17 protein-coding genes are annotated in these 23,991 nt (G+C 46.8%); 15 read left to right on the top strand and 2 right to left on the bottom strand.

Translation table 11 applies throughout. The annotated features are described in order from the left end of the window. The first annotated feature begins 283 nt into the window (after positions 1 to 283). The 7 genes from ASF12_RS31075 to ASF12_RS31045 all read left to right on the top strand — a co-directional run bounded on the left by ASF12_RS31075 (position 284) and on the right by ASF12_RS31045 (position 8,862). Positions 284 to 502, top strand: coding sequence for a hypothetical protein (locus ASF12_RS31075; RefSeq protein ID WP_056042875.1), 219 nt, complete (start codon positions 284 to 286; stop codon positions 500 to 502). A 329-nt stretch (positions 503 to 831) separates the two neighbouring features. After that, positions 832 to 2,385 (top strand): dockerin type I domain-containing protein, encoded by a 1,554-nt coding sequence (locus ASF12_RS31070; protein WP_056042874.1) that lies wholly within the window; start codon positions 832 to 834, stop codon positions 2,383 to 2,385. 20 nt (positions 2,386 to 2,405) lie between these two features. Next, complete coding sequence (locus ASF12_RS31065) at positions 2,406 to 5,576, top strand: S-layer homology domain-containing protein (RefSeq protein WP_056042872.1); 3,171 nt, start codon at positions 2,406 to 2,408, stop codon at positions 5,574 to 5,576. Positions 5,577 to 6,087: 511 nt separating this feature from the next. Next, complete coding sequence (locus ASF12_RS31060) at positions 6,088 to 6,732, top strand: SDR family oxidoreductase (protein ID WP_056042870.1); 645 nt, start codon at positions 6,088 to 6,090, stop codon at positions 6,730 to 6,732. A 47-nt stretch (positions 6,733 to 6,779) separates the two neighbouring features. Next, positions 6,780 to 7,124, top strand: a complete 345-nt coding sequence (locus ASF12_RS31055) for a rhodanese-like domain-containing protein (protein ID WP_081419144.1) — start codon at positions 6,780 to 6,782, stop codon at positions 7,122 to 7,124. A 17-nt stretch (positions 7,125 to 7,141) separates the two neighbouring features. Continuing rightward, entirely contained in the window at positions 7,142 to 8,164 is a 1,023-nt protein-coding gene (locus ASF12_RS31050) for an NADH:flavin oxidoreductase/NADH oxidase (protein WP_056042868.1), read from the top strand. A 257-nt stretch (positions 8,165 to 8,421) separates the two neighbouring features. Then, positions 8,422 to 8,862 (top strand): MarR family winged helix-turn-helix transcriptional regulator, encoded by a 441-nt coding sequence (locus ASF12_RS31045; protein WP_056042866.1) that lies wholly within the window; start codon positions 8,422 to 8,424, stop codon positions 8,860 to 8,862. 460 nt (positions 8,863 to 9,322) lie between these two features. Here the strand turns inward: ASF12_RS31045 and ASF12_RS31040 are convergent, their stop codons facing one another. Beyond that, positions 9,323 to 11,329 carry a M6 family metalloprotease domain-containing protein gene (locus ASF12_RS31040; RefSeq protein ID WP_056042864.1) on the bottom strand — a complete coding sequence of 669 codons (2,007 nt, stop codon included), beginning with the start codon at positions 11,327 to 11,329 and terminating at the stop codon, positions 9,323 to 9,325. Positions 11,330 to 11,978: 649 nt separating this feature from the next. On the opposite strand from ASF12_RS31040, the gene ASF12_RS31035 reads away from it, so the two are divergent. From ASF12_RS31035 to ASF12_RS31005, 7 genes are all read left to right on the top strand, one after another. After that, entirely contained in the window at positions 11,979 to 13,748 is a 1,770-nt protein-coding gene (locus tag ASF12_RS31035; protein ID WP_056042862.1) for an extracellular solute-binding protein, read from the top strand. Between the two features lie 98 nt (positions 13,749 to 13,846). After that, positions 13,847 to 14,737: an ABC transporter permease gene (locus ASF12_RS31030; protein ID WP_056043031.1), complete on the top strand. Its 891-nt coding sequence runs from the start codon at positions 13,847 to 13,849 to the stop codon at positions 14,735 to 14,737. Positions 14,738 to 14,950: 213 nt separating this feature from the next. Next, entirely contained in the window at positions 14,951 to 15,829 is an 879-nt protein-coding gene (locus ASF12_RS31025) for a carbohydrate ABC transporter permease (protein ID WP_056042861.1), read from the top strand. Between the two features lie 80 nt (positions 15,830 to 15,909). Further along, entirely contained in the window at positions 15,910 to 17,640 is a 1,731-nt protein-coding gene (locus tag ASF12_RS31020) for a sensor histidine kinase (RefSeq protein WP_162241952.1), read from the top strand. Position 17,641: 1 nt separating this feature from the next. Beyond that, positions 17,642 to 19,264: a response regulator transcription factor gene (locus ASF12_RS31015; protein ID WP_056042856.1), complete on the top strand. Its 1,623-nt coding sequence runs from the start codon at positions 17,642 to 17,644 to the stop codon at positions 19,262 to 19,264. 136 nt (positions 19,265 to 19,400) lie between these two features. After that, positions 19,401 to 20,417: a Gfo/Idh/MocA family protein gene (locus ASF12_RS31010; protein ID WP_056042854.1), complete on the top strand. Its 1,017-nt coding sequence runs from the start codon at positions 19,401 to 19,403 to the stop codon at positions 20,415 to 20,417. Between the two features lie 42 nt (positions 20,418 to 20,459). Further along, positions 20,460 to 20,918 carry a heme-degrading domain-containing protein gene (locus ASF12_RS31005; RefSeq protein WP_056042853.1) on the top strand — a complete coding sequence of 153 codons (459 nt, stop codon included), beginning with the start codon at positions 20,460 to 20,462 and terminating at the stop codon, positions 20,916 to 20,918. 148 nt (positions 20,919 to 21,066) lie between these two features. Here ASF12_RS31005 and ASF12_RS31000 read toward each other — a convergent pair whose 3' ends face one another. Next, positions 21,067 to 21,918: a helix-turn-helix domain-containing protein gene (locus ASF12_RS31000; protein WP_063892693.1), complete on the bottom strand. Its 852-nt coding sequence runs from the start codon at positions 21,916 to 21,918 to the stop codon at positions 21,067 to 21,069. Positions 21,919 to 22,048: 130 nt separating this feature from the next. Between ASF12_RS31000 and ASF12_RS30995 the strand changes: the two genes are divergently transcribed. After that, positions 22,049 to 23,986: a glycoside hydrolase family 127 protein gene (locus ASF12_RS30995; protein WP_056042849.1), complete on the top strand. Its 1,938-nt coding sequence runs from the start codon at positions 22,049 to 22,051 to the stop codon at positions 23,984 to 23,986. Positions 23,987 to 23,991 lie beyond the last annotated feature (5 nt).

Raw genomic sequence — 23,991 nt, 5'->3', positions numbered from 1 at the left:
AGAGAATGATTTGTCAATGATTTTGATTATTTTGCAAAGTGCTTTAGTCCTTATGTTTCTTATGGCGGGCATTGAGAAAGTTACACTGGTGGACAGAGAGCAGAGGCCGTCGCTAAGGCTAGCGGTAAAGCGTTAGTTTATCTTACATTACCACTTGAGTCACTCCAAAGTCAGCTAATCCATTCGGATTGCCGAGTGAAATGATCCCAAGCGTTGTGAGTATACAGCAAAAAGGTTCTAGTAGGAGAAGCGAAAATGTTGAAAAAGAGAGGAGTGCAAAATTATGATTGTAAATACAACACTTAACTCTGATTTCGAGTTTGATAATGCGATTTTTATGGGTTATTTCGTTATTGTTTTTAATCAGGATAAAATGGTTGGTTGGGGTCTCATTGAAAGCTTCAATGAGCTTGAAGTTCAGGTAAATGGGAAAGCCTACTTGAGGAAACAATCCATTTTCAAACAAACGCCCGTACCGGATGTTTACTATGAGCTTAAGTAAGAACATTTATTAGCTATATTTGATTAGATGTCCCCCGAACATCACTGAGAACATTTGAAAATGGCAGCCACGTATAAAAACGACAAGAATGACTTGACCAACTTTGAAGTGCACCCCTTAGAATAGACATTGGAATAAACCCCTGGTTTATCCAATAAATTCTAGGTGGTGCATTTTTTATGCCGGCAAGCAGGGTCAAATTGATTATGAACATTAGCATGAGCTGTGCAATATGGACTTTAGAGTTTAAGTGTTTGTTAAGTGCTTGCTGTTACACTATTCGACAAATACCATCATAACTGATGACTTAAGGAGGAGGACAGTTTCAGATGCTAACGAGAAAAACAAACGGGGTGAAGGAATGGAAAAGAAGGTCTGTTGCGGTAATGGTCTTTATTCTATTGGCCGCATTGGCGCTGCCGTCCCGCGAGGCAAATGCAGCGGTTGGTCCCTTGTACCTCAACTCGCCGCAAGATATCAAATTCTACACTTACAACGGCATAACGGAGATGTACATCGCCGACACCGGCAATAACCGGGTCATTCGGGCGGATCAGGACGGGCTGGCGAATTTAATTATTCCCGTCAATAATCCGACGGCAGTCGCTGTCGACCAAGGCGGCAATATTTACGTCGCCGAATCGGGCTTGACCGCGGGACTGCATGCGTTTAACCGGGAAGGAGGACTGCTTTCGCTAGTAAAGCATAACGGGCAGGCGATGGACAATCCCATTGATTTGATCACCCCGATGGTCACCGCTGTCCAAAACTATCCGAAGCTTATGAACATCAAAAGTCTTTTCGTTAGACAGAAAATCAACCCGATCAACCAGCAAGTGTACACAGAAGCCAACTTCTATTATGAAAGCTACGGAACAATCAGTTATTTTCCTGCGACATATGGCATGGTTAATACAAAAGCTAGTCTTCGACTGGATCTGAGCGGCTCGGGCCGCGGCAGCTCCGGTCAAGGAGAGCTGGGCTTCGCGCTTCACTTTGACGGTAAACTCTGGGATTCTGGCGGCTACTACGTCGACTTGGAATCTGTCTTTAACACGTTTCCAGGGGATGGCTACTCGACGGGGGAAATCGCGGTCGATTTCATCGGAGAGATGTTTTACGTGGTTATGAACAAGACGAAAATCTATCGTACTTCCTATAACGGCGCTTCCTACTACAATCGCCCAACACTTCAGCCCTGGCTCAACCTGACCGACGATTACGGCATCAGCGAGCCGCATGCCCTTGCCGTCGGTCCGGACAATAAACTGTATGTGACGGATGCGCCTCAAAATCGCATTGTCGTTCTTAATTTGGATGATACCGGCACCTTTAATCGGGTGCTTAGCTTGACCTCCGAGCTGAACGATCCCCCGATCGCCGGCTCTTTCATGAAACGAGGCAAGAAAGGCCATGCGATTGCCTTGAACGGCTCGGATTTCCTGAACCATTATTCCGATCCGAACGGCCATGTGATGAAGGGGATTCGCGTCGTTACGCTGCCGGCTCACGGCACGCTCAGCCTCGCAGGAGTTCCTGTTCAGGCCGAACAAGCGATTACTGAGGCCTCGTTGAACGGCTTGATATTCACGCCCGATGCAGCTTGGGGAGGTACGACCTTCTTCGAATGGCTGGCCATGGATTCTGGCGGAGCGTATTCCGAAACGGCCGGCAAGGTGGAGCTTATCATAGGGCTGAAGGGAGACGCCAACGGGGACGGAGCCGTAACGCCTGCGGACGCGCTGCTCATCACCAAGTATCTAAAAGGGAAAATCACGCTGACGGCAGATCAGCTTGAAGCGCTCGACATGGATGATAACGGTGAAGTGACCGAAGCTGATGCTACCTTGATTATGAATATCTATATGGGCAATGCAACCTAAGAAACCTTGAGGTGAATATATTGAACTACTTTTATGCTAACCGATCTGGATTGCGCGGCAGGTTCAGCGCTTTCCTTGCTTTGTTGCTGGTGTTGGCGCTGCTGCTGCCGACACTCCCGAAAGCGTCTGCTGCCCCGTCGAACACGCCATCCGTGCGTGTCGGCACGGTGGCCGGAGCGCCGGGTGCTTATATTGATGTGCCGGTTTTCTTCGACTCGAATAGCTCCGATCTGTATGTCTACCGGTCGGACACTACGATTAATTACGATCCGAACGTGCTTGAGCCGGTGGCAGGAGAGGAAGCAGCCATTAGCGGGCTGGTCAAAGCAATCGATTCCAACGCGCTTTTGCTTGTAGACAAAGCAACAACCGGAAGTCTGAAGCTTAAGTTGACGCTTACCGGTTTTATAGAAGACTCCAGCGAGCTGTTCACGCTGCGGTTCAAGATCAAGGAAGGCGTGCCGGCAGGCGACTCCGCCCTTACGGTCGTTCAGGGCCAGCTTTACGAGGACGTCAATCCAGTATCTGCCGATCTCGTGAGCGGGAGGGTGACCGTGTCTCCATCAGGAAATGCGGCCATTGAAATCGGCTCGGCGTCCATCAAGGCAGGGGAGGACGACATCGTCTCCGTGCCGGTGAAGGCGAAGCTTGATAAGGAGGTTGCCTCCTATGGCATACGGATCAAGTTCGATCCGGACGCGATAAGCTACGATGGGATCGTGGAACAAGGCTTCATGTCGAACTATAACAATACTGACGGCTGGTTGATTGTTTCTTGGCTGGATCTGACGGGTGGAGATAGCCCGATTCCGGCTTCTCAGGATGCTCAGACCCTCTTCACGATCAAGTTCGCAGTTGAAGATGACGCGCCGATCGGCGATCACGCGCTGACTATCGAGACGCCAAATGACGTGCGGGAGCTGACGTTTACCGACGTGCATGCCGTGGAGATGAACAAGACTGTCTCAAACGGCAAAGTTTCCGTCGTCGTTCCGCCCGCAGCTCCGGCATTGGTCACTGCGACTCCGGGTGATGGCAAGATCAGGCTGACTTGGCCGGCCGTGCCGATGGCGGAGACGTATAAAGTATACCTTTATGAGGGAGAAGCTGGGCCTCACGACGTCACCGATTGGGTAGAGATCGCTAGTGGGGTTAGCACCAATGCGTATACTGCAGAGGGACTGGCTAACGGTACATCCTACGTATTTGCGGTTAAGTCGGTCAATCCTTCCGGCGCATCCGGTCTGAGCCCGGCTTCGGAGGCAGTCGCTCCTGTTTCGGTTCCTGGAGCACCGACGAATTTTAACGCCACGCCAGGCAGCGGGACGGCGGTCATCTCCTTTGTGAAGCCGATCAATGCGGTCGGCGAGCCAATTTTGAAGTACCGCATCGAAGCGCTGCTAGATAACGGCATCGTTTCAGCGAAGGAAGTGCCGGAAAGCGGCGAGGGTTTGTACAGCGCGAGCTTCGATGGCTTGTTTAACGGAAAGACGTACACGATTCGAATCTACGCAGTGAATGTTGCTGGAGATTCGGCGCCGCTCATCGGCACGGTTCGTCCGGTGGCGAAGCCGCTGACTCCAGCTATCCTGTCGGTTGTGCCAGGCAATGGGCAAGTACAAGTTACCCTGGGCGCGCCAGCCAATGTGAACGAGGCTCCGGTAGATCGTTATATTGTGACGTCTAATCCTGGCGACATCTCTGTCACAGTTGGCGGAGAGCAATTGTCGGTCGTCATCTCCGGGCTGACGAACGGCACGTCCTATACCTTCAACGCTGTCGCCCAGAATGCTGCGGGGATGTCCGATCCGTCCGCAGCATCACAAGCTGCGATACCGACGGCACCGGTAAGTGGAGGTGGCGGCGGAGCTTCGACTTCGACGGAGCAAATTAAAGTCGAAGTCAGCGATGGCAGCGGCAAGGGCGGTGTAGTTGCCAGCACGACTATTGCAAGAACGACCCTTGCAGATGGCAGCAAGAAAGACGAAGTGACATTGACGTGGGCACAGGCGGAGCAGGCGCTTAAGCAATTGAAGGAAGCCGGCTCGTCTACGGCCAGAATCGTCATTCCTGACAAGAAGGACGAAGTATCCGATTTGATTATTAAGCTGCCGGCAGAGGCTGCGAAGCAGTTTGCCGCACAAGGCGTTGATTTGCAAATCTGGACCAACAACGGCGGTATCCTCATACCGAGCCGCTCCTTGCAAGGCTTGCAGGAGGAAGTGTATTTCCATATCGTACCGATTAAGGCAGCTGTCGAACGCAAGAAGGTGGAAGAGCGCCTCAATGAGGAGCCAACGCTTCTCCAACTAGCGACGGCGGACGGCTTGCAACTGATTGGTCGGCCGATGACGATCGAGACGAACATGAGCAGCCGCGAGGTAACCCTTGAGCTGCCGGTAGGGGGGGATTTGCCAAAGGCGGAGCTGGAGAAGCTGGGCGTTTTCATCGAGCATAGCGACGGTACGAAGGAATGGGTGAAGGGTGAACAGGTCGGCTACAACGGAACGGACAAGCCGGGCATCCGATTTACCATTACGAAGTTCAGCACCTTTTCCATCGTGAAGTTGAGTGTGGATAGCTCGTCTCATACGGCTTATATTCAAGGATACAGCGACGGTACATTCCGTCCGAATCAAGCAGTTCGGCGTGTGGAGATGGCGGCGCTGCTATCCAGAGCGATGCCGGGTACTACTGCAGGAGCAGCGGATGCTGCTTACTCCGATCTGCCGTCCGCCGTTTGGGCGAAGCAAGCGATTGCGCAAGCGACGGCGCAGGGCTATATGCAGGGCTCCGACGGTCGCTTCATGCCAGACAAGTTGATTACCCGTGCGGAAATGGCAGTGATTGTCGATCGCTTGCTGAAAAACGGAATGGCAGAGGGCGATGCTAAAGCATCGTTCAAGGATATTGACAGCCACTGGGCGGCTGAAGCGATCGGACGAGTAAGCGCAGCTGGCATCATGTCCGGCTCGGGCAACGGTCTGTTCCGTCCGAACGATTCACTGACGCGCGCAGAAGCGGTCGTCATTCTGAACCGCGTGCTGGAGCGCGGTCCACTCACGGGCGAGAAAGCCGCCTGGAAGGATGTTCCGGCAAGTCATTGGGCGTTCGGACACATTCAGGAGGCGTCCACGGATCACCGCTATACCCGGAGCTCGGATGGCGGAGAGCAGTCTCTCGCCAATTAATAAAGCAATCAACTTATCATTTAGTGAAGCTAGTAGCTTTAAATGACTTCTAAGATAAAAAAACAAGACGCGATTGTTTAGCGTCTTGTTTTTTTATGTACCTGAAAAGGATTAAAATTTGGTTATTTTTAGTTAGCAGGCGCTACGTGATCTTAGTGTGAATTTAGAAATTCGTGAGACTGGATACAAGACAACTAAAATCGAGAGGTAAAAAGTCCAAGGCCAAGCAAATATCAAAGGAACGAGGAAATAAAGAGGAAATGATGAAGCTTATTTTCAATTAATGACTGATTATATTGATGGTATACACGACTTGACATCATTTGTTTTTTACGCTAAATTAAATGCATGCGCATGCTTTTATTCGGTTTGGCGTACGGATCATGTTGTTATCTGATCATAGATCGTTTGCGCACAAAAGCGTCCTTTACCCACAATACTCAAGCATTGCTGGTATCCGTAGGGCTATCGCAATAGACTGGCAATATTTCATAACGAGGAGGGTTTGAATATGAAGGTGTTAGTAGTCGGATCGAATGGACAAATTGGACAGCGCCTTATTCAACTGTTGAGAGCAAGCCAAGAGCACACCGTCCGGGCGATGGTGCGAAAAAAAGAACAAGCCGATGCCTATGAGAAGCAGGGCGTCGAAACGGTGCTTGCAGATTTGGAAGGAACGGTCGATTCCATTGCCGCAGCCGCTGAGGGCTGTGACGCCATTGTGTTTACCGCGGGCTCAGGAGGCAAAACAGGTCATGATAAAACACTGTTGATTGACTTAGATGGTGCTGTGAAAACGATTGAAGCGGCTGAAAAAGCAGGCATTGGCAGATTTATTATGATCAGTGCCATTCAGGCGAATAACCGTGAGAACTGGCACACTGAGATTGTTCCGTATTACGCAGCAAAGCATTATGCAGACAGACTGCTGGAAAGCAGCAAGTTGACATACACGATTATACGGCCAGGCATTCTTTTGAATGAACCGGGTACAGGAAAAGTATTTGCTGCTGAGAATATCACTTCTGGCAGTATTCCTCGTGAAGATGTAGCTCATGCTATTTTGGCCGCATTGGATGAGAAGCATACCTACAAGCGTGGGTTTGACTTAATTGCTGGTGACGATTTAATTGCCGATGCATTGAAAAAAGTCTAAAAAGCAGCTGCAGTATAAATCCGAATGAAATGAGAGAGGGCTTCGGAATGTTCTGGTTGATTTTTTTAGCCGTTATAATCGCAATGTTCGTTGTTATACGTCAGTTATGGCCCTTGCCAAACCTTAAACATATCGATTATCAAGATTTTATGAAACGGCGGGATGAATTTCGTGAATATAAAGTAATTGATATCCGAGATTCTCTCGAGTATTTAGCTGATCCTACAGCTGGGACGATCAATATCTCGCTAGGCCGCCTTCCTTACGTATGGAAAAAGCATCTTATCCGTGAGGATAATGTCATCATATTGTCTACTAGGGCATTTAAATCAAAAAAAGCTGCGCGAATTTTGCGAAAGCGCGGATTTGAATTTCTCTATGTAGTTAAATAAAGAGAGGAGTCTTTCTCATGAAAGATTTATTTAGTCCGTATACATTTAAAGGTTTGGAATTGAAAAATCGCATCGTAATGCCGCCAATGTGTCAGTACTCGGTTGGTAAAAAAGATGGTATCGCTACAGATTGGCATTACATGCACTATGTTAGCCGTGCAGTAGGCGGAGCTGGTTTTATTATGCTTGAAATGACGGATGTAGAGCCGGATGGGCGTATTTCCGATTTTGATCTAGGGTTATGGTCTGACGAGCAGATTCCGGCGCTGAAACGAATCGTAGATGCATGCCATAGTTACGGTGCCAAAGTCGGGATTCAGATTGCCCACGCTGGACGCAAGGCAGAAGATGCCGAAGTTCCTGTGGCGCCATCTGCGATTGCGTTTGATGAAAATTCAAAACAGCCGCGCGCGCTTGCAACCGAAGAGGTTAAAGGATTGGTAGAGAAATTCCGGGCTGCTGTTGCTCGCGCGGTGAAGGCGGGTTTCGATACGATTGAGCTTCATGGGGCACATGGCTATTTGATTCATCAGTTCCACTCGCCACTTACGAACAAACGGGATGATGAATATGGCAAAGACCTTAACCGCTTTGGTCGGGAAATTATTCAGGCGGCGAAGGCCGAGATGCCAGAAGATATGCCGCTCATAATGCGTATTTCAGCCAAGGAATACGTGGAGGGCGGATACGGTATTCAGGAAAGCATTGCGTTTGCCAAGGAATATCAAAAAGCAGGGGTGGACATGTTTGATATTTCATCCGGTGGTGAGGGGCCAATTGCTGCATGGGGCAGACCGGGAACTCATGCTGCTTATCAAGTGCCATTGGCTAGAGATATTAAACAAGCTCTTGATATTCCAGTGATCGCTGTAGGAAGACTCGATGATCCAACGTTGGCTAACGCCGTCATTGGCAATGAAGATGCTGATTTAGTTGCCGTTGGCAGAGGAATGCTGAGAAACCCTTATTGGGCATTGGAAGCCGCATCAAAGCTGAGCAAAGAAACCGATATCCCTAAACAGTATTCTTCTGGATTCTAAGAGCTGAACGAATAGAAGAAAAATGACGACAGCTCTAGCTTGAACGTACAATGTGCGTTATCGGTTTGTCATTTCCCACCCTCTATAAATAGTAAAATGCATAGTGACAACTTATATCCCCAGCATATAAAGCTATAAAATGAAGGCTCTGGTACGGATACAAGGTTAAGGTTATAATAACGATATGCCGCTGAACAAATGTTCAAGTTGATCGGCCTATGGACTAAATACTATGAAATAGAACAGGTGAAAACTTGATGAATACCAACACCGATAACAAACTTTTAGATAATTGGCTGAGTTTTAGTGACATTCAGGCAAAGATTAATAATAAGCTGGAGAGTGCTTTAGAGGAGAAATACAGCTTGTCCTTAAAGGAATTTTATGTCCTGTATTTTCTGTCTCAAACAAGCGATAAACAGCTGAGATTGCAGCAATTGCAAGACATGGTCGGTTTGAGTCAAAGTGCCATATCCAGATTGGTAGTTAGAATGGAAGCCAAAAATTGCGGCGCTTTACAACGTCATGTTTGTGAAGATGATCGAAGAGGCGTTTATACTTGTTTAACAGAGCTTGGCGAGTCTAAACTCCAAAGAGCTTTGCTGACTTTTAATGAAATCATTCAAACGGCCTGTCTGGCAGACGAATTTCAAAAAGAACTTCACACTTTGATTCAGCAACGCCCAACAAATGATTAAACCATTTTAATGCGTGCAGCCCGAACAATTTCTATAAGGGGGGAAGGTTCTGGAGAAATCACATAAAGGCCGCCACATGGTATTTTTTTGCCGATAAGGGCGGAACTTCCGGCAGTCTCTGGAGCCAAAAATGGAAGCGGTTCGGTTGGTAAACGAGAGCCTGAAAAATCTATTAAATCAAAGAGGCCAACCTATTAGTTTTGTATAATAGGTTGGCCTCTTTGTACGCTTGGCAGCTCAACTGGCTAAAGAAAGAAAATCTCTACTGTGCCATAAGGTGGCGGAAGAAACTCAAAAATCACATTAAGGTGTAAGAAACAGGATTTGAGTAGACGGGTTCCTTTCGATATATGCTGTTTTTAAAAAGGTTATCAAATGCTGAACGAACCTCTCAGCAGATGATAACCTTTTGTAGTAGCATTAGCGTACAATCATTTCAATAGCTGCCCTCACAAATATATTATTGCGTCACTCCAAATACATTAAGTTCAGCCACACTTGTCCATGGGTTATTGTTTACCTCACTTAAGGCACGCAGTCTAATATATCGACCTGTCTTGGCTGCAAAGCTGACTTCTTTCAAAGTGGTATCATTTGTAAAGGCACCTGAGGCTACAGATGTTCCCCAGTTTACCCCATCAGTGCTGACGTAGAACTCATAGTCCTTGATCGTTCCGTTCACTTGGCCATCTTGTCTTGGCAGATAGCTGAATTTGGAGAGAGTATAGGATGCACCCAGATCAATTTGAATCTCGTGCGGCATTGGAGCTACTGGGGACCATTTCGTGTGCCATAACGTGCTGTTGCTTCCATCAAAGGCTTTCAGGGCTTCATTGTACAATTCATCGCTGTCTACATATTTTAGCGTCCAATTCGTTTGCGGAATCAGATTGGCTCCTCCTACTGTTACTGTCGTATTCATAGCGGAATTACTTGTACTTGTCGTCGTAATTGTAACTCCTGAATTATTTCCAGTGTAGGTATTACTGTTTGGATTGGTGCCTGGACCGAAGGAAGCAGCATGATTATTATTCGTATAATAGAACGAGTCCTGGTATTCGCTGACGGATTGCTCAATATCGATGAAAGGGTGAGGATCATTTTGGATATTATTCATGGATTCATCAATATGCCAAATCGCGATGCCGCCAGAAACGGTTGGCAAGCTTGCATCATATCCAACTTTTTGGCGATTCTCAACTAAAAAATAAGAATTATCCGCTAAAGGAATCTTTATAACATTATAGTTATTAAGGATGCTATGCAGAGTAACATTGTTTGTTGTATTTACTACAACAGGTGTTACAAATCCTAATTTTACTTTTGACCAGGCATCCATATGAGTGGGTGTAGCTCCATAATCTTCTCCTTGAAGACTATTCCAGGATCCATTAGCCATTATACTTAGCTCACCTACATGATTATTAGAACCATAGAGATCTGGAAGACCAAAGGAATGGCCTAATTCATGAGCAAGGAGACCAATCGTTGCCATATGACCATATTGTTTTTCGCCCTGTGCCGTATACATACCTGATACTGTAACACCATCGTGATTGGTGTCGGGAGCAAACGACTGATGTGCCCAAACATTTGGTGCTGGACCACCACTAGCCTCTTCATTACCAGCAAGAATAGTTACAATGTAGAAACCATCTTTAGAATCGATGACCTGATCATTATTGGTATCGAAACTAGCATAATTCACCGCAAGATCAGCTTTAGTCATTGCATCTGTTATAACTGTTCCCATGCTTTTTCCCGATGTATCCGGATGATCGTAGTCTAGTTTTACCTTTACTACCCCATCATTTTGCGTGCCATATAATTCGGACGCTGGAGTGAGCTGCACTTTTCCATTACTCACTTCATTATAGTAATCTTTAATTGACTTTTGATTTGCTGAAAAGAATTTGTTGCTCCAATCGTTGTCGCTATATGCGATATCAATATTTGTAAACTCAATTAACAAAACTAGTAATTTTTTGGTTCCTGAAACTGAAGTGACAGTTCCATCAATATTTTGTAGTGATCCCGTAAACTCTTTCGATTCTGAACGTTCAAGAGAAGATGAGGATTCCTTTTGCAGCTCATTTATCAGCTCCTGTTTTTTCTGAGCTTGAGGATTGTATTTGTTTACCCATGTGGTTAAATGGTTCTCATCTACCGCTTTTGCAGGCTTCTTGTCAATTTTATATTTTTCTCCCGTCGATTTCAGGTCGTTTGATGTAAGTTCAGCGTAATTCCAATACCCCTGCTGATCTTGTATAAGTACGTCGCCATCGTTTGTACTTGCCCAATGGAACCATTCATCTCCATGCATCGTAGCTTGAAACGACTCGCCTGACGGTTGCTCCATTTCGACAACCCCATTGTATGCTGGTGCGGCGAAAACGCTCGTATGAATGCACAAAACACAAATCAAAGAAAAAACGGATGTGAACAGGAATTTGAGATTATTTTTCATAAATATTCCTCCTTCATATTTTTTTGGAAATGATAGAATTGTTTCCATTATAGATTCATGAAGATCGCCCCCTCTTCAATGGTGTGAGGAGTATTCTGTTGATAACCGCACCAGATTCATAGATAGATTAAATCGACAGATGCATCTAACAGAAGCCTGGAATACCCCCTATCACAATATAAGTAAATTTTTACAATATGTCTAGTTTTTTGTACATATGCTATTTTTATCTAATAATCTTAATATGGGCAGATGAATAGCCGGATTCCCATTGGCGGGACAAATATAATCCGAAACGCCTCATCTTCCAGGCGATCATCATGGACCATAAAACAGTACAGAATGGGATTTCATCCAGCCATGCATGCTCAAGTATAAAGAATCTAATCAATCAAAAGGCTCAACCTATTAGTTATATATAGAATAGGTTGAGCTTTTGTTTGAACTATAGTAGTTGCCTGTTTAGATTCCATCAAAGAAAGTCTAAGCGGAAAGCCGAATGTACGATTTTTGATATGATGTTAAAAACGGAATATATAAACAGCTGCACTATGACCCTATAATTAGCTATGAGACTGCGACGAAATAAAGGACAGCTAAACTCCTCGCAGCTCCTATGTACCATCAATATATAGAAATGGGGTAAAACATGGGTCATTATGTTAAGTTTGCAAAGTTGTTAGCGCTTTCTATTGCGATCGGAGTATTGCCGACTTTAGCCGCATGTTCGAGCAATAATAATCAAGAGCCGTCTGGCAGCCCGGCAAGCACAGCTGAAAGCGCTTCGGCTGGGGCGGGTACGTGGGAACAGAAGTTTGACCCACCGGTTACGATTACGACTGCCATTGTCGATGATGGCGCTTCGAGGGGCAATGCGTTCAAGCCTGGCGAGTCGATGGAAGACAACATGAATCTTCGCTGGATGAAAGAAAATATGGGCATCAACGTGAAATTCGATTTTATTGTAACGAAACCGGAAGATTACGATACGAAGCTTCGCCTCCTGCTTTCCAGTGGCGCCAAGCTTCCTGATGCTTTCAGAGCCCAGGGGGAGCCGCTTCAAAGCTTGCTTGCAGCTAATAAACTAATGTCTCTGGACGAAGCTATAGAGAAATATGCGCATCCAGGCTATAAGGAATTATTGAAAAATTATGGATACACACTAGGTGAAGTCAAAAAAGACGGCAAAATTTATGGTTTGCCATCCTTCTTCATGGGTGATGAAGGCACCGTTATGTGGATTCGCAAAGACTGGCTTGATAATCTAGGTCTTCAGCCGCCTAAGACGCTGGCCGAGTTCGAAAACGTGCTCAAGCAATTTACGGAAAATGACCCCGATAAAAACGGAAAGAACGATACGATCGGTCTGGCCGTTCCGCTTAAAGAAGGACCGTGGACTTGGATGGGGCAGACGGACGCCATTGTTGCAGCCCTTACCACCCAAATGATCAATACCTCTGACATCCGCAGTTTCTGGAACAAGGGGGAAGATGGCAAGCTGACCTATGGCGCGATTAATCCAGACGCCAAATTGTATTTGCAGACGATGAAAGATTGGATGAGCAAAGGTTATATGGACAAAGAAGCTGGAATCAAGGATCCGTCAAAATCCTCCGAATTGGTTGCCAGCGGCAAAGCCGGCATTATGTTCGGTCCGGCCTGGATGGGTGACTGGCCGCTGAGCGACGCGACCAAGAACGATCCAAAAGCCGACTTTGAGCCATATCCGCTTCCAGCTGGTCCGGATGGCTTGGTAGGTCGTGCGGAGAAAATGTTGGTTTCGGGCTTCACCGTATTTAATAAAGACTTCAAGGATATCGAAGTATGGTTCGCTTATTTCAACAAAATGTTCGCGAAGCAATTGGAGCAAGAAGGCGATCCGTTCTTCGATCCACGTTGGAAAGACGGTTACTATGAAGGATACGATTATGTGAAATACAACGGCAAGCTCATCAAGGGCGATTACGAAGCAGCGGGCGTTCCGGCAGACCAATGGCCGCTTAAAGACGGAAGAAGTATGGATATGAGATTCATGATGACGAATATTCTCGGCTCAAGCGTGACGATTCCTTACTCCAACGAGGCTCCAGTCAAGAAGTTTTTGGCCGACCCTAACGCTGAGCCCGTAAGCTCCAAAGAATTTGACGTTAAACAAATGAAGAAGAAACAAATCGATGGTCAGGGCGTCCGTATTAACCAAGGCATCACGGAGGGGAAAAACTATTTTACCGGCCCAATGACGCCAACGATGAAATCCAAAGGCGAATTGCTGAAGAAGCTTGCTACTGAAAGCTACCTCAAAATTATTTATGGCGATCAACCGATCGAATATTTCGATGAATTCGTCAAAGAATGGCTGGATAATGGCGGCCAGAAAATTACGGATGAAGTTAACGCGTGGTATGCGGAAAACCAGTAACGCGCGCTGACAACAGGAATGGAGGACGGAGGAGAGGGCAGCATTTGCTGCCGGTCTCCTTTCCGTTTTTCCGATGAAAGGATGGGTACGAAGTGGCAATGTACTGGAGAAAAACATGGCCGTTCCACATGCTATTGTTGCCGGCCTTAATATTATGCATCGTGTTTCAATATATCCCGTTGTTTGGAGTTGTCATTGCCTTCCAAGATTATCAACCATGGCTTGGCATCAAGGGGTCGACTTGGGTGGGCTTGGATCATTTCCGGTATCTGTTCACGTATCCGGACGGCAAGCAGGTCATATGGAATACGTTAATTATCGCCGCATTTAAGGTAATTATGAATTTATTCATTCCCATTGTATTCGCTCTGCTGCTCAATGAAGTCAGGAAGATTTTTTTTAAGAGAGTCGTGCAGACGCTTGTGTATTTGCCGCACTTTTTGTCATGGGTCATCTTGGGTGGCATTATGCTCGATATTTTATCGACGGAGGGCGGAATCGTCAATCGCGTCCTTAATTCGTTCGGCATAGACAGCATCTTTTTCTTAGGCAACGGCCCATGGTTCCGGTTTACGGTCATCCTTAGCGACGTGTGGAAGGAATTTGGTTTCTCTGCCATTATTTTCTTAGCTACCCTAATAGGCATCAATCCGGCTTTATACGAAGCGGCCGAAATCGACGGGGCTACCCGTTGGCAGCAAGTCAAATCCATATCCATTCCGCTCATTTTGCCAATCGTAATCGTGGTAGCGACGCTATCGCTCGGCCGGATTTTGGATGCCGGCTTCGATCAAATTTTGAACTTGTACAATCCGCTCGTGTATTCGCACGGAGATATCATTGATACATTCGTATACCGGGAAGGACTGAACAACGGACAATTCAGCTTCGGAACGGCGGTTGGACTATTCAAGTCTTTAATCGGCTTCATTTTAATCGTCATCAGCTACAGATTGGCATATAAACTAGCTAACTACCGGATTTTTTAAAATATAAGAATTTATAAGCTTCACACTTATAAATAGACTTATATTTCATCGCGAAACGGTTGCTTTGCCGCCAAAGGACGGCTTCAGCCGTTTACGCTTGAAATATAAGAATTTATAAGCTTCACACTTATAAATAGACTTATATTTCATCGCGAAACGGTTGCTTTGCCGCCAAAGGACRGCTTCAGCCGTTTACGCTTGAGGAGGTCGACCATGCACTACCGCTCTAGAGGCTACACCGTATTTACGATACTGAACACCGTCTTTCTTTGCCTGCTGGCGCTCATTTGCATTCTTCCTCTTGTCCATGTGCTTGCGGTATCCTTCAGCTCACGGGCTGCGGCAACAGCGAATATCGTCAATTTTTGGCCGGTCGGCTTTACGACTGACGCCTATGTCAAAACGCTAGCCAACGGGAAATTTCTTAAAGCCATGTGGATTGGCGTAGAGCGGACCGTGTTAGGCACGATCCTTTCAATGGTTGTGGTCACGATGGCTTCCTACAGCTTATCGAAATCCAGCTACAAATTCCCGGGGCGTCAAATTTACATCTGGATTTTCGTGTTCACGATGCTGTTCTCGGGTGGTCTGATTCCCTCGTATATATTGGTCAGCAAGCTGCATCTGATCGATACCATTTGGGCGTTGATCTTGCCTTCGGCTGTCAGCGTGTGGAATATGATTTTGATGCTCAATTTCTTCCGGACGATTCCTCAGGAGCTGGAAGAGGCTGCCCATATCGATGGAGCTGGTCATTTGAGAGTGCTTTGGAGCGTTTATTTGCCCGTATCGATGCCGTCCATTGCGACATTATCTTTATTTTCAATGGTATCTCATTGGAATTCATGGTTTGACGGCGTAATCTATATGACCAATCCGGATGGGTATCCGCTCGCCACTTATTTGCATTCCATGATTGTTAGTGACAATATGTCACGGATTGGTGTAACATCGGAAAGTATAGCCAATTTCTCCAACCGTACGGTTAAAACAGCACAAATTTTTATCGGCGCGTTGCCGATTTTACTCGTGTATCCATTTTTGCAAAAGTATTTTGTTAAAGGAATTGTGCTTGGCTCGGTGAAATCCTAGGGTAATTCTAGCAGGCCGAGAAGATGCAACTGAATTGGAGGAGACCTATGTTATACAGCAGAAGCGTTATGGGAGGCAGAATGAATATATTCACGAAAGTCATGATCGTGATCGTTCTCATGCTCATCCCTGTCGTTATGATGTATAATTCGTCGAATAAGATTAGTACCGGCGTTGTTGAGCAGGAGCTGCTTCAAGTCAACATGAATCGGATTCGTTTTTTTGTGGAGCAGATGGACGTTGAAGCAGACCGTTTATGGAGAGCGGCCTTCGTCGTTGCATCCGACCCGGATGCGCTGCAGCTGCAGCTGCGTTCTTCTTCCGAACCTTCCTATTCCATGCTGGCATCGAAGACGCTTCTGCTGCAGAAGCTGGATATGCAGTCTACCACTTTCCAATGGGTAAATGATTTCACCGTATATTCCCCGGTTTCGGACGTAATGGTTTCTACGAATTATTTGCAGCAGCACGATGCGGATTACTTCAGAAATTCGAGCCAGCAGCGCTGGGATTATCGCATGATTGTTACGGAGCGTGGACCGGAAAACGCATTTGTGCGGGATTTAATAACTCCTTTCGAATCGAACGCCAAGCCAGAAAATCCGAATTTGTATGTCGAAGTCTCGTTCTCGTCGGAAAATCTAGTCAAAATGCTGGATCGTTTTAAGCAAGGCAGCGTCGGAGAGCCGTTTCTCTATTGTCCGGGCTTCGAGCCGATTATGCCGCGGGAGTCGGAGCCCGATCTGATCAATGCCATGGCCAAGCAATTTGATAAAATCAAAGCACAGAACCCGACCGAAGGGTCGGTCAAATTGACTTTTCGCAATGAACCGTATCTTGTCAATTATGTGGCATCCGCCTCGTTGGGATGGTATTTAATCGATTTCCAACCGATGCAAAAAGTGCTGGAGCCCATTGATCATAGCAAGAAAATGTTTTATGCCGCAGGCTTGCTTTTGCTGGTTCTTGGTGTTGCCGCCGCAGCGCTTTTGTACCGCAACGTGCAGAAGCCGATCTATGATTTAATTCGGGCAGTGAAGTCGCTCCGGCGGGGCGAATACGGTCATCGGGTCAAGCATATATCGAACAATGAGTTTTATTATTTGATCGAGCAGTTTAACCTGATGTCCCACGATATTCAGACGCTAATCGATAAAGTGTACACGGAACAGCTTCAGGCCAAAGAGTCGTCCCTTAAGCATTTACAGGCGCAAATCAATCCGCATTTTTTGTATAACAACTTCGCATATATCCAAAGCATGGCTCAGCTTGAACGGACGAAAGCGATTGTCGCCTTCACCCAGCACTTGAGCCAGTATTACCGTTATACGACCAGGACGGAGCAGCAATTGACTTCTTTGGCCGAAGAGATGGAATTGATTCGCAATTACTTGGAAATCCACCGGATGCAGTCCGAGCGCCTGGAATTTCATGAACAGATCGAATTAGGCATGTTTTCTTTGCTTATGCCCCGCTTGCTGTTTCAGCCGCTTGTCGAAAATGCGATCGTGCATGGAATGGAAGGCAAGAAGGGGAAATTTGAAATCGTCATAACCGGCAAACAGACCGAGGAAGGCTGGGAACTCATCGTAGAAGACAACGGCGTCGGAATGCAGCAAGCTGAATTAAATGCTTTAAGGCATTCCTTGCAGTTGAAATCAAGCGCGGATCACAGCCTTGGGCTAAGGAACGTTCATCAACGTCTAAGGCATTACTTCGGACAATCCTCGGGGCTTTTGATCGACCATTCCTCTTTAGGTGGGCTTCGCGTGGGATTGATGATTAAGAACGGAGGCGATTCCGATATTTGAAGTGCTGATCGTAGACGATATTCCCTCCCAGGTTGACAGCATAGCCGCTACCATTCCAAAGGATGAACTTAGAATCAGGCATATTCATAAAGCCCATACGGGTGAGGAGGCTTTAAAGCTTTATCGGGAACAAAACATACATATCATCATTACGGATATACGGATGCCTGAGATGAACGGAATTGAATTCATTCGAGAAATACGTAAAATGGGACGCAAAGTCAAAATTATCGTTATTTCGGGGTATGCCGATTTCGAATATGCGCAAGGTGTTGTACCGTATAATACGTCTGGCTACTTAATGAAGCCGGTAAATCCCGAACAGCTTCGGGAGATGCTGGGCAAATTATCCGAAGAAATTACCGGCGAGATGAGGCAGCAACAGCAGCAGCAGCGCGACGTATACGCCTTCAGAGAAAATTTGCCTACGTTGCGCAACGAGCTGTTGAATCGTTTGCTGCACGATAACGGCATCCCGTTCGCGGAACTGGAACGAAAGCTTTTCCTATTGGACTTGCCTTTCACCTTGGGTCAGGAAGTAGGCTTGTTCATCGTAAGGCTGGAGGGCAGGCTGCAAGAATATGAAAGCATGGATAGAGGGCTTATTGAATATGCGGTCACGAATATGGCGGAAGAATTGTTTAGGGACGTCTTTCACTTGTGGTTCTGCCGTGATCATAATGAATATCTCGTCTTTGTCGTTTCGGCCAAAGGGGAAGCCAGTGCGAACGGGCAGGCTCAACAAGCTATGACAATCGATCGGATTACGATGGACGTCCGGGTGGCTGCGCTGAAGAAAAAGGCGGAGTCCCTCTTGAATGGCCATGTGTCCATCGCGCTAGCCGTGAACGGGGTATCTTTTCCCGAAGGCCTTCCCGGCCTGTACCGCTCCGTAATTGATGGCATGAGGCGGATAGAAGAAGGGCGGCAAAGCCTATTTTTGCGGATCACGGGCCTACTCGATCAGGTTCGAATTGGAACGCTGACATCGCTATATCGCCCTCCTCTCCTCATTCATTTGCTCGATACGGGGAACTGGCTGCATGCGGAGGAAAAGCTAATCGAAATATTCAAGGAACTGAAAAGCGTAGATTATCCCCCCGAGTATGCCAATGAAGCGTATTTCGCCATTGCTAACGCCTACCAGTATATGGCGCACAAGAAAGGAAAGCTGCTAAGCGAGTTCGGGGCATCCTCCTTCGGTCTCATGCCAACTGCTCCTTCTCTTAAGCAGTTGGAGAAGTGGGCATTTTTCATATTCCGCTGCCTTAAAGAACAATTGGAAGATTCATGCGTCAAGCAGACCGGATTAGTGGACAAAGTCCATAAATTCATCGAGCAAAACATGAACGACAATTTATCGCTGCAGACGCTTGCGGCGCAAATCGGTCTTCATCCCGCCTATTTGTCGAGAGCGTACCGGGCAGAAACAGGAAACAATTTGAGCGAATATATTTTGCGATACCGGATGGAATTGGCCGCGTATTTGCTGCGCAGCAGCGACAAGAAAATTTATGAAATCGCCCGAATCATTGGGTATCAGGCCGTGCCGCATTTCATTAAGCTGTTCAGGACGTTTTCGAACATGACTCCTCAGGAATATCGCGATCGAACGGGGGGGTAGCCCGGTTTTGGGTAAAAACACCTCGGTTTGGACAATCGGAATTCGTCGTTCCACCATGTAAACTAAAAGATAGAATGAAAGCGAATACAAGGATTGAGCGATCAGGTCGGGCGAAGCGAAAAGGAGGAGAATAACAATGGAAAGAAAAATAAGATGGGGTTTATTAGGGTCAGGAAGTATTGTTGACAGATGGATTTGTGGTGCCAAACAGCTGAATGATGTGGAAATTGTGGCTGTATCGTCGAGAACAATAGAAAGTGCGCAGAAGATGGCTCGAAAGCACGATATTCCCTTAGCGCTAGAGTATGATGCTTTGCTAAAAAGACCGGATATTGATGTTGTCTATATTCCCGTCCCGCATCCCGCACATAAAAAAATGGCGATCATGGCGATGGAGCACGGAAAATCAGTATTGGTAGAAAAGCCGGCATGTGTCAATGCAGGTGAATTAACTGAAGTATTAGAATGTGCCAAGAAAAATAATGTATTTTTCATGGAGGGCATGTGGACAAGATTTTTTCCGATGATGAACAAAATAAGGTCATTATTAAATGATGAGGGCATCGGTGAAGTTAGAGCGATGAATATTGCTTTTTCTTTTAGAATGCCTGGCGAATTCCGTGATCAACGATGGATGAATCCGGAGCTTGCTGGTGGCGGCTTGCTGGATACAGGTATTTATAATCTTCATTTTGCCGAAGCCGTATTAGGGAAAAATCCCGTTGCCCTTACAGGATTCGCTACTATTGATTCTGATGAATACCATATACAGGTTGACGAGCAAGCAAGCTATATTGCCAAATATGATAAAGGCGAGCTTGTCGTCATGAGCAGTGGCGTGAGAACGGATATGGTCGATACTGCCATGATCTATGGTACTGGGGGCTATATTGAAGTGCCGTCCTTTTGGAAGCCTACTTTAATCCATGTGATGAAGGATGGCAATATTACAACCTATGAAGAAACAGCGCCTCAAAGTGTCGAAGGCATTCAAGATGATGGCTTTCAATATGAGATTGCGCATGTGAATGCATGCATAAGGGGAAATCTGAAGCAGTCGCCCATTATGACATGGGAACAAAGCCTGTCCATTATGAAGCAGTGCGATGAATTGCGGCGTCAATGGGGGCTTAAATATCCTTTTGAAGATTAAGGGAAGAGGCTAATATAACGCAACAGGATGGAGGAATTGACGATGAATATTGAGAGGATTGCCAAACAAGAAAGGTTATTGCAATTTGATACATTTAGTCATGACATGGGAATAGAAATTGGTTTATTGCTGCTAAACAAAGCCAGAAGTGAAGGAAAGTCTATTGCAGTGGAAATTTCTAAATGCGGACAACAAATCTTCCACGCTGCATTGGAAGGGACGACCGTAGACAACGATGAATGGCTTCGGAAGAAGAAAAATACGGTTTATAGGCTCAATCAAAGCACATTGGGCATTCAATTGAAGCTGAAGGAGCAAGGTGTGACACTGGAGGAGGCTCTCCATTTAAGCCCTGTTGACTATGTAGCAGCAGGAGGCGGATTCCCAATCGTAGTAAGGGGAGTTGGCTTTATTGGGGCCATAGCAGTTACGGGCACCTCGGACGTTGATGAACATGAGCGTATCACAAGTTGTTTAAGTGCTTATTTGGGTATAAGCTGAAAAAAATAATGGAGCAAGCAGCAAATGCTCTAACTTAAAAAATAACGACAGGTCATCAATGATGATCGGTCGTTATTTTTTTGTTGGCTATAAATATGCGGTGTCTATTCTAATTTTCAAACCTCGGATAATGAATAATCGTATTTATTCAATTCAAATATTTCTTGCGAAAGTGGAGTGGAGTCATTCCAACGCTGCGCTTGAAACAGGTCGAGAAGTAAGGGGAATATCGGAAGCCGACCTCCTCAGCTATGCGATCGACGGACCATTCCGTTGAGACGAGAAGCTGCTTGGCCCGCTCCATCCGGAATTGCAGCAAATAATGAATGGGCGTGACCCCATATTTCATTTTCATGCAACGCACAATGTAGTTAGGGTGGAAGTGCAGCGCTAATGCCAGCGTTTCATTGGTAATTTCCTCTTGGTAGTTGCGCTGCAGGTAAGAAGCAGCTTTCTCAGCCAGACGCGTTGCTGGCGTGCTAGTCATCCCCGATCTACCATTTTCCAGCAAAGCGAGCAGTTGGAACAGCAAGTGCTGCTTCTCCCAGAAGGCTTCTCCGATCGGCAGCTCCAGAAGCTGCCTCATCAGATCAAACGCGATCTGGGGGTTAGGCAGCGAGGCATGCTTAGGGATATGGATTAATTTTGGATTATCGAAGGGAGATGATGGGGCCGTTGCTTCTGCTTTAGCAATCGCAGGAGCTTGACGCCAAACCTTATGCTCGAAATGAACCCAATAAAAAATCGTTTCCTGTTCGCATGGCTTGACCGAATAATGCTCCCCTTCCGGCAGCAGCAATAACGTATCCCCTGCGCCAAGCGACCATTCTTTCCCGTCTTCACCAATGTGCAGTGCTCCATTAACTACAAGCAGCAGGTCGAACAGACCGAAATGTTTTCGATTCGGGTGGCGATCTCCTGCGCGAAAGTCCGCGCGGCCAGCTTCCCAATAATAAGGAAGGGGCGGGGTCTGCAGCGAAACCATTAACTCGTCCTTCAAGTGATTACCCTCATTTTTCTGTGTTATATTTTATAGAAAAAAGGTCAATCCGTTTCTATTATGACAGCTATAAAAAGCATATACTCGATGCTATAGAGAGTCAAATTTTATAGCTTCGAGGTGGATATTTATGCGAAAAAATCAGATTTTTATCCAAGACGATTTTTGGAACCAATATTCCGAGCTTGTTCGCCAAACCGTCATCCCTTATCAGTGGGAAGCACTGAACGATAGGATAGAAGGTGCTGAGCCGAGCTACGCCATTCGAAATTTCAAAATAGCTGCAGGACTTGCGAAAGGGGAATTTGGCGGCTGGGTTTTTCAAGATAGCGATCTGTACAAATGGCTGGAGGCTGTTGCCTACTCGCTGCATCGCCACCCCGATCCTGAGCTTGAGCAAACGGCTGATGAAGCCATTGATCTGATCGGCAAAGCCCAGCAAACCAACGGCTATTTGAATACCTATTTTACGATTAAAGAGCCTGGAAAACAGTGGACGAATCTTTACGAGGCCCATGAGCTTTATTGTGCAGGCCATTTGATTGAAGCAGCAGTTGCTTATTACGAAGCGACAGGCAAGCGTAAATTGCTCGACCTCTCTTGCCGTTTCGCTGACCTGATTGCAAGCTTGTTTGGAACTGAACCGGGCCAGATCCGGGCTTACTGCGGGCATCAGGAAATTGAATTGGCCTTGGTCAAGCTGTATGGAGTTACGGGGGAGGAGCGTTATTTGAACCTTAGCCGCTACTTCATTGATGAGCGTGGAAACGAGCCAAACTATTTTGTAGAGGAATGGAAACGCGGCGGCAGGACGAACATTTGGTCACAAGGAATGCCTAATTTGGAAGTATACCAATCCCATCTTCTTGTACGTGAGCAAACGGTCGCTGTCGGCCACTCCGTTCGAGCCGTCTACATGTACACGGCGATGGCTGACCTCGCCCGTTTGACGGAAGACGCCGGGCTGCGCGAAGCTTGCGAGCGCCTTTGGTCCAATACGACAGGCAAACAAATGTACATTACTGGAGGCATTGGTTCAACGCATCACGGAGAAGCCTTCACGTTTGACTACGATCTTCCTAACGATACGGTTTATGCAGAAACCTGTGCCTCTATCGGTTTGATTTTCTGGGCACGCCGCATGCTGCAGCTTGAAGCAAGGAGCGAATATGCGGATGTGATGGAGAGAGCGCTGTACAACAATGTGCTGGGCAGCATGTCCAACGACGGCAAGCATTTTTTCTATGTCAACCCGCTAGAGGTATGGCCAGAAGCAAGCTGCAAAAGTCCAGACCGGCAGCACGTAAAGCCAGTTCGGCAAAAATGGTTCGGCTGCTCCTGCTGTCCGCCTAACGTCGCACGGCTGCTATCTTCACTAAACGATTATATTTACGACGTGTCTGAGGATGGCAGAACGGTGTACACCCATTTGTTTATTGGAAGCCAAGCTTCCTTTGAGCTTGTCGGCGTCAACGTAGCGCTGCATCAACGCTCCGAGCTTCCTTGGAGCGGACATGTTGAATGGTCGGTTTCCCTTCCGGAGGGCACTGCAAGTGCTGCTTTTGAAATGGCCTTACGCATACCTGATTGGTTCCAGCACGAGCAGCCAGCGTTGAAGGTGAATGGCGAAACACAGCTTTATCGAGTTGAAAATGGCTATGCGAAAGTAGCGCGAAATTGGTCAGATGGCGATACATTGGAGTGGCTGCTTCCGATCGAGGCGAAGTTCATTGCAGCCCACCCGTCTATTCGGGCTGATGCTGGCAAAGTGGCTATTCAGCGCGGGCCGCTCGTTTATTGCTTGGAGGAAGCGGACAATGGAGCTCCGATTGCCTCGCTCTCATTGGCGGAGGAGCCAAATTTGACGGAGTATACCGCTCCAAATCTTCTTGGCGGCTGCGTTATTGTAGAAGGAGACGGAGTAGTGACAGACTCTGCTTCGTGGTCAGATGGCAAGCCCTACCGTCCTTTTACGAAGCAGAAGACAGCTGTGCGCTTCAAGTCCATCCCTTATTATTTATGGGGCAATCGCCAGCCTGGCGAAATGAGCGTCTGGCTGCGGAGCTGAAAGAT

The organism is Paenibacillus sp. Leaf72, from assembly GCF_001422685.1.
Lineage (GTDB): Bacteria > Bacillota > Bacilli > Paenibacillales > Paenibacillaceae > Pristimantibacillus.
The sequence above is the reverse complement of the archived record's forward strand: the minus strand, read 5'-3'. Positions and strand labels throughout refer to the sequence as shown.

Bases quoted from the DNA above. Each gene is read 5' to 3' on its own strand.
- ASF12_RS31020 (WP_162241952.1), top strand. From the start codon at position 15,910: ATGAATATATTCACGAAAGTCATGATCGTGATCGTTCTCATGCTCATC.
- ASF12_RS30995 (WP_056042849.1), top strand. From the start codon at position 22,049: ATGCGAAAAAATCAGATTTTTATCCAAGACGATTTTTGGAACCAATAT.
- ASF12_RS31030 (WP_056043031.1), top strand. From the start codon at position 13,847: ATGTACTGGAGAAAAACATGGCCGTTCCACATGCTATTGTTGCCGGCC.
- ASF12_RS31045 (WP_056042866.1), top strand. From the start codon at position 8,422: ATGAATACCAACACCGATAACAAACTTTTAGATAATTGGCTGAGTTTT.
- ASF12_RS31005 (WP_056042853.1), top strand. From the start codon at position 20,460: ATGAATATTGAGAGGATTGCCAAACAAGAAAGGTTATTGCAATTTGAT.
- ASF12_RS31075 (WP_056042875.1), top strand. From the start codon at position 284: ATGATTGTAAATACAACACTTAACTCTGATTTCGAGTTTGATAATGCG.
- ASF12_RS31050 (WP_056042868.1), top strand. From the start codon at position 7,142: ATGAAAGATTTATTTAGTCCGTATACATTTAAAGGTTTGGAATTGAAA.
- ASF12_RS31040 (WP_056042864.1), bottom strand. From the start codon at position 11,329: ATGAAAAATAATCTCAAATTCCTGTTCACATCCGTTTTTTCTTTGATT.
- ASF12_RS31070 (WP_056042874.1), top strand. From the start codon at position 832: ATGCTAACGAGAAAAACAAACGGGGTGAAGGAATGGAAAAGAAGGTCT.
- ASF12_RS31035 (WP_056042862.1), top strand. From the start codon at position 11,979: ATGGGTCATTATGTTAAGTTTGCAAAGTTGTTAGCGCTTTCTATTGCG.
- ASF12_RS31025 (WP_056042861.1), top strand. From the start codon at position 14,951: ATGCACTACCGCTCTAGAGGCTACACCGTATTTACGATACTGAACACC.
- ASF12_RS31055 (WP_081419144.1), top strand. From the start codon at position 6,780: ATGTTCTGGTTGATTTTTTTAGCCGTTATAATCGCAATGTTCGTTGTT.
- ASF12_RS31010 (WP_056042854.1), top strand. From the start codon at position 19,401: ATGGAAAGAAAAATAAGATGGGGTTTATTAGGGTCAGGAAGTATTGTT.
- ASF12_RS31060 (WP_056042870.1), top strand. From the start codon at position 6,088: ATGAAGGTGTTAGTAGTCGGATCGAATGGACAAATTGGACAGCGCCTT.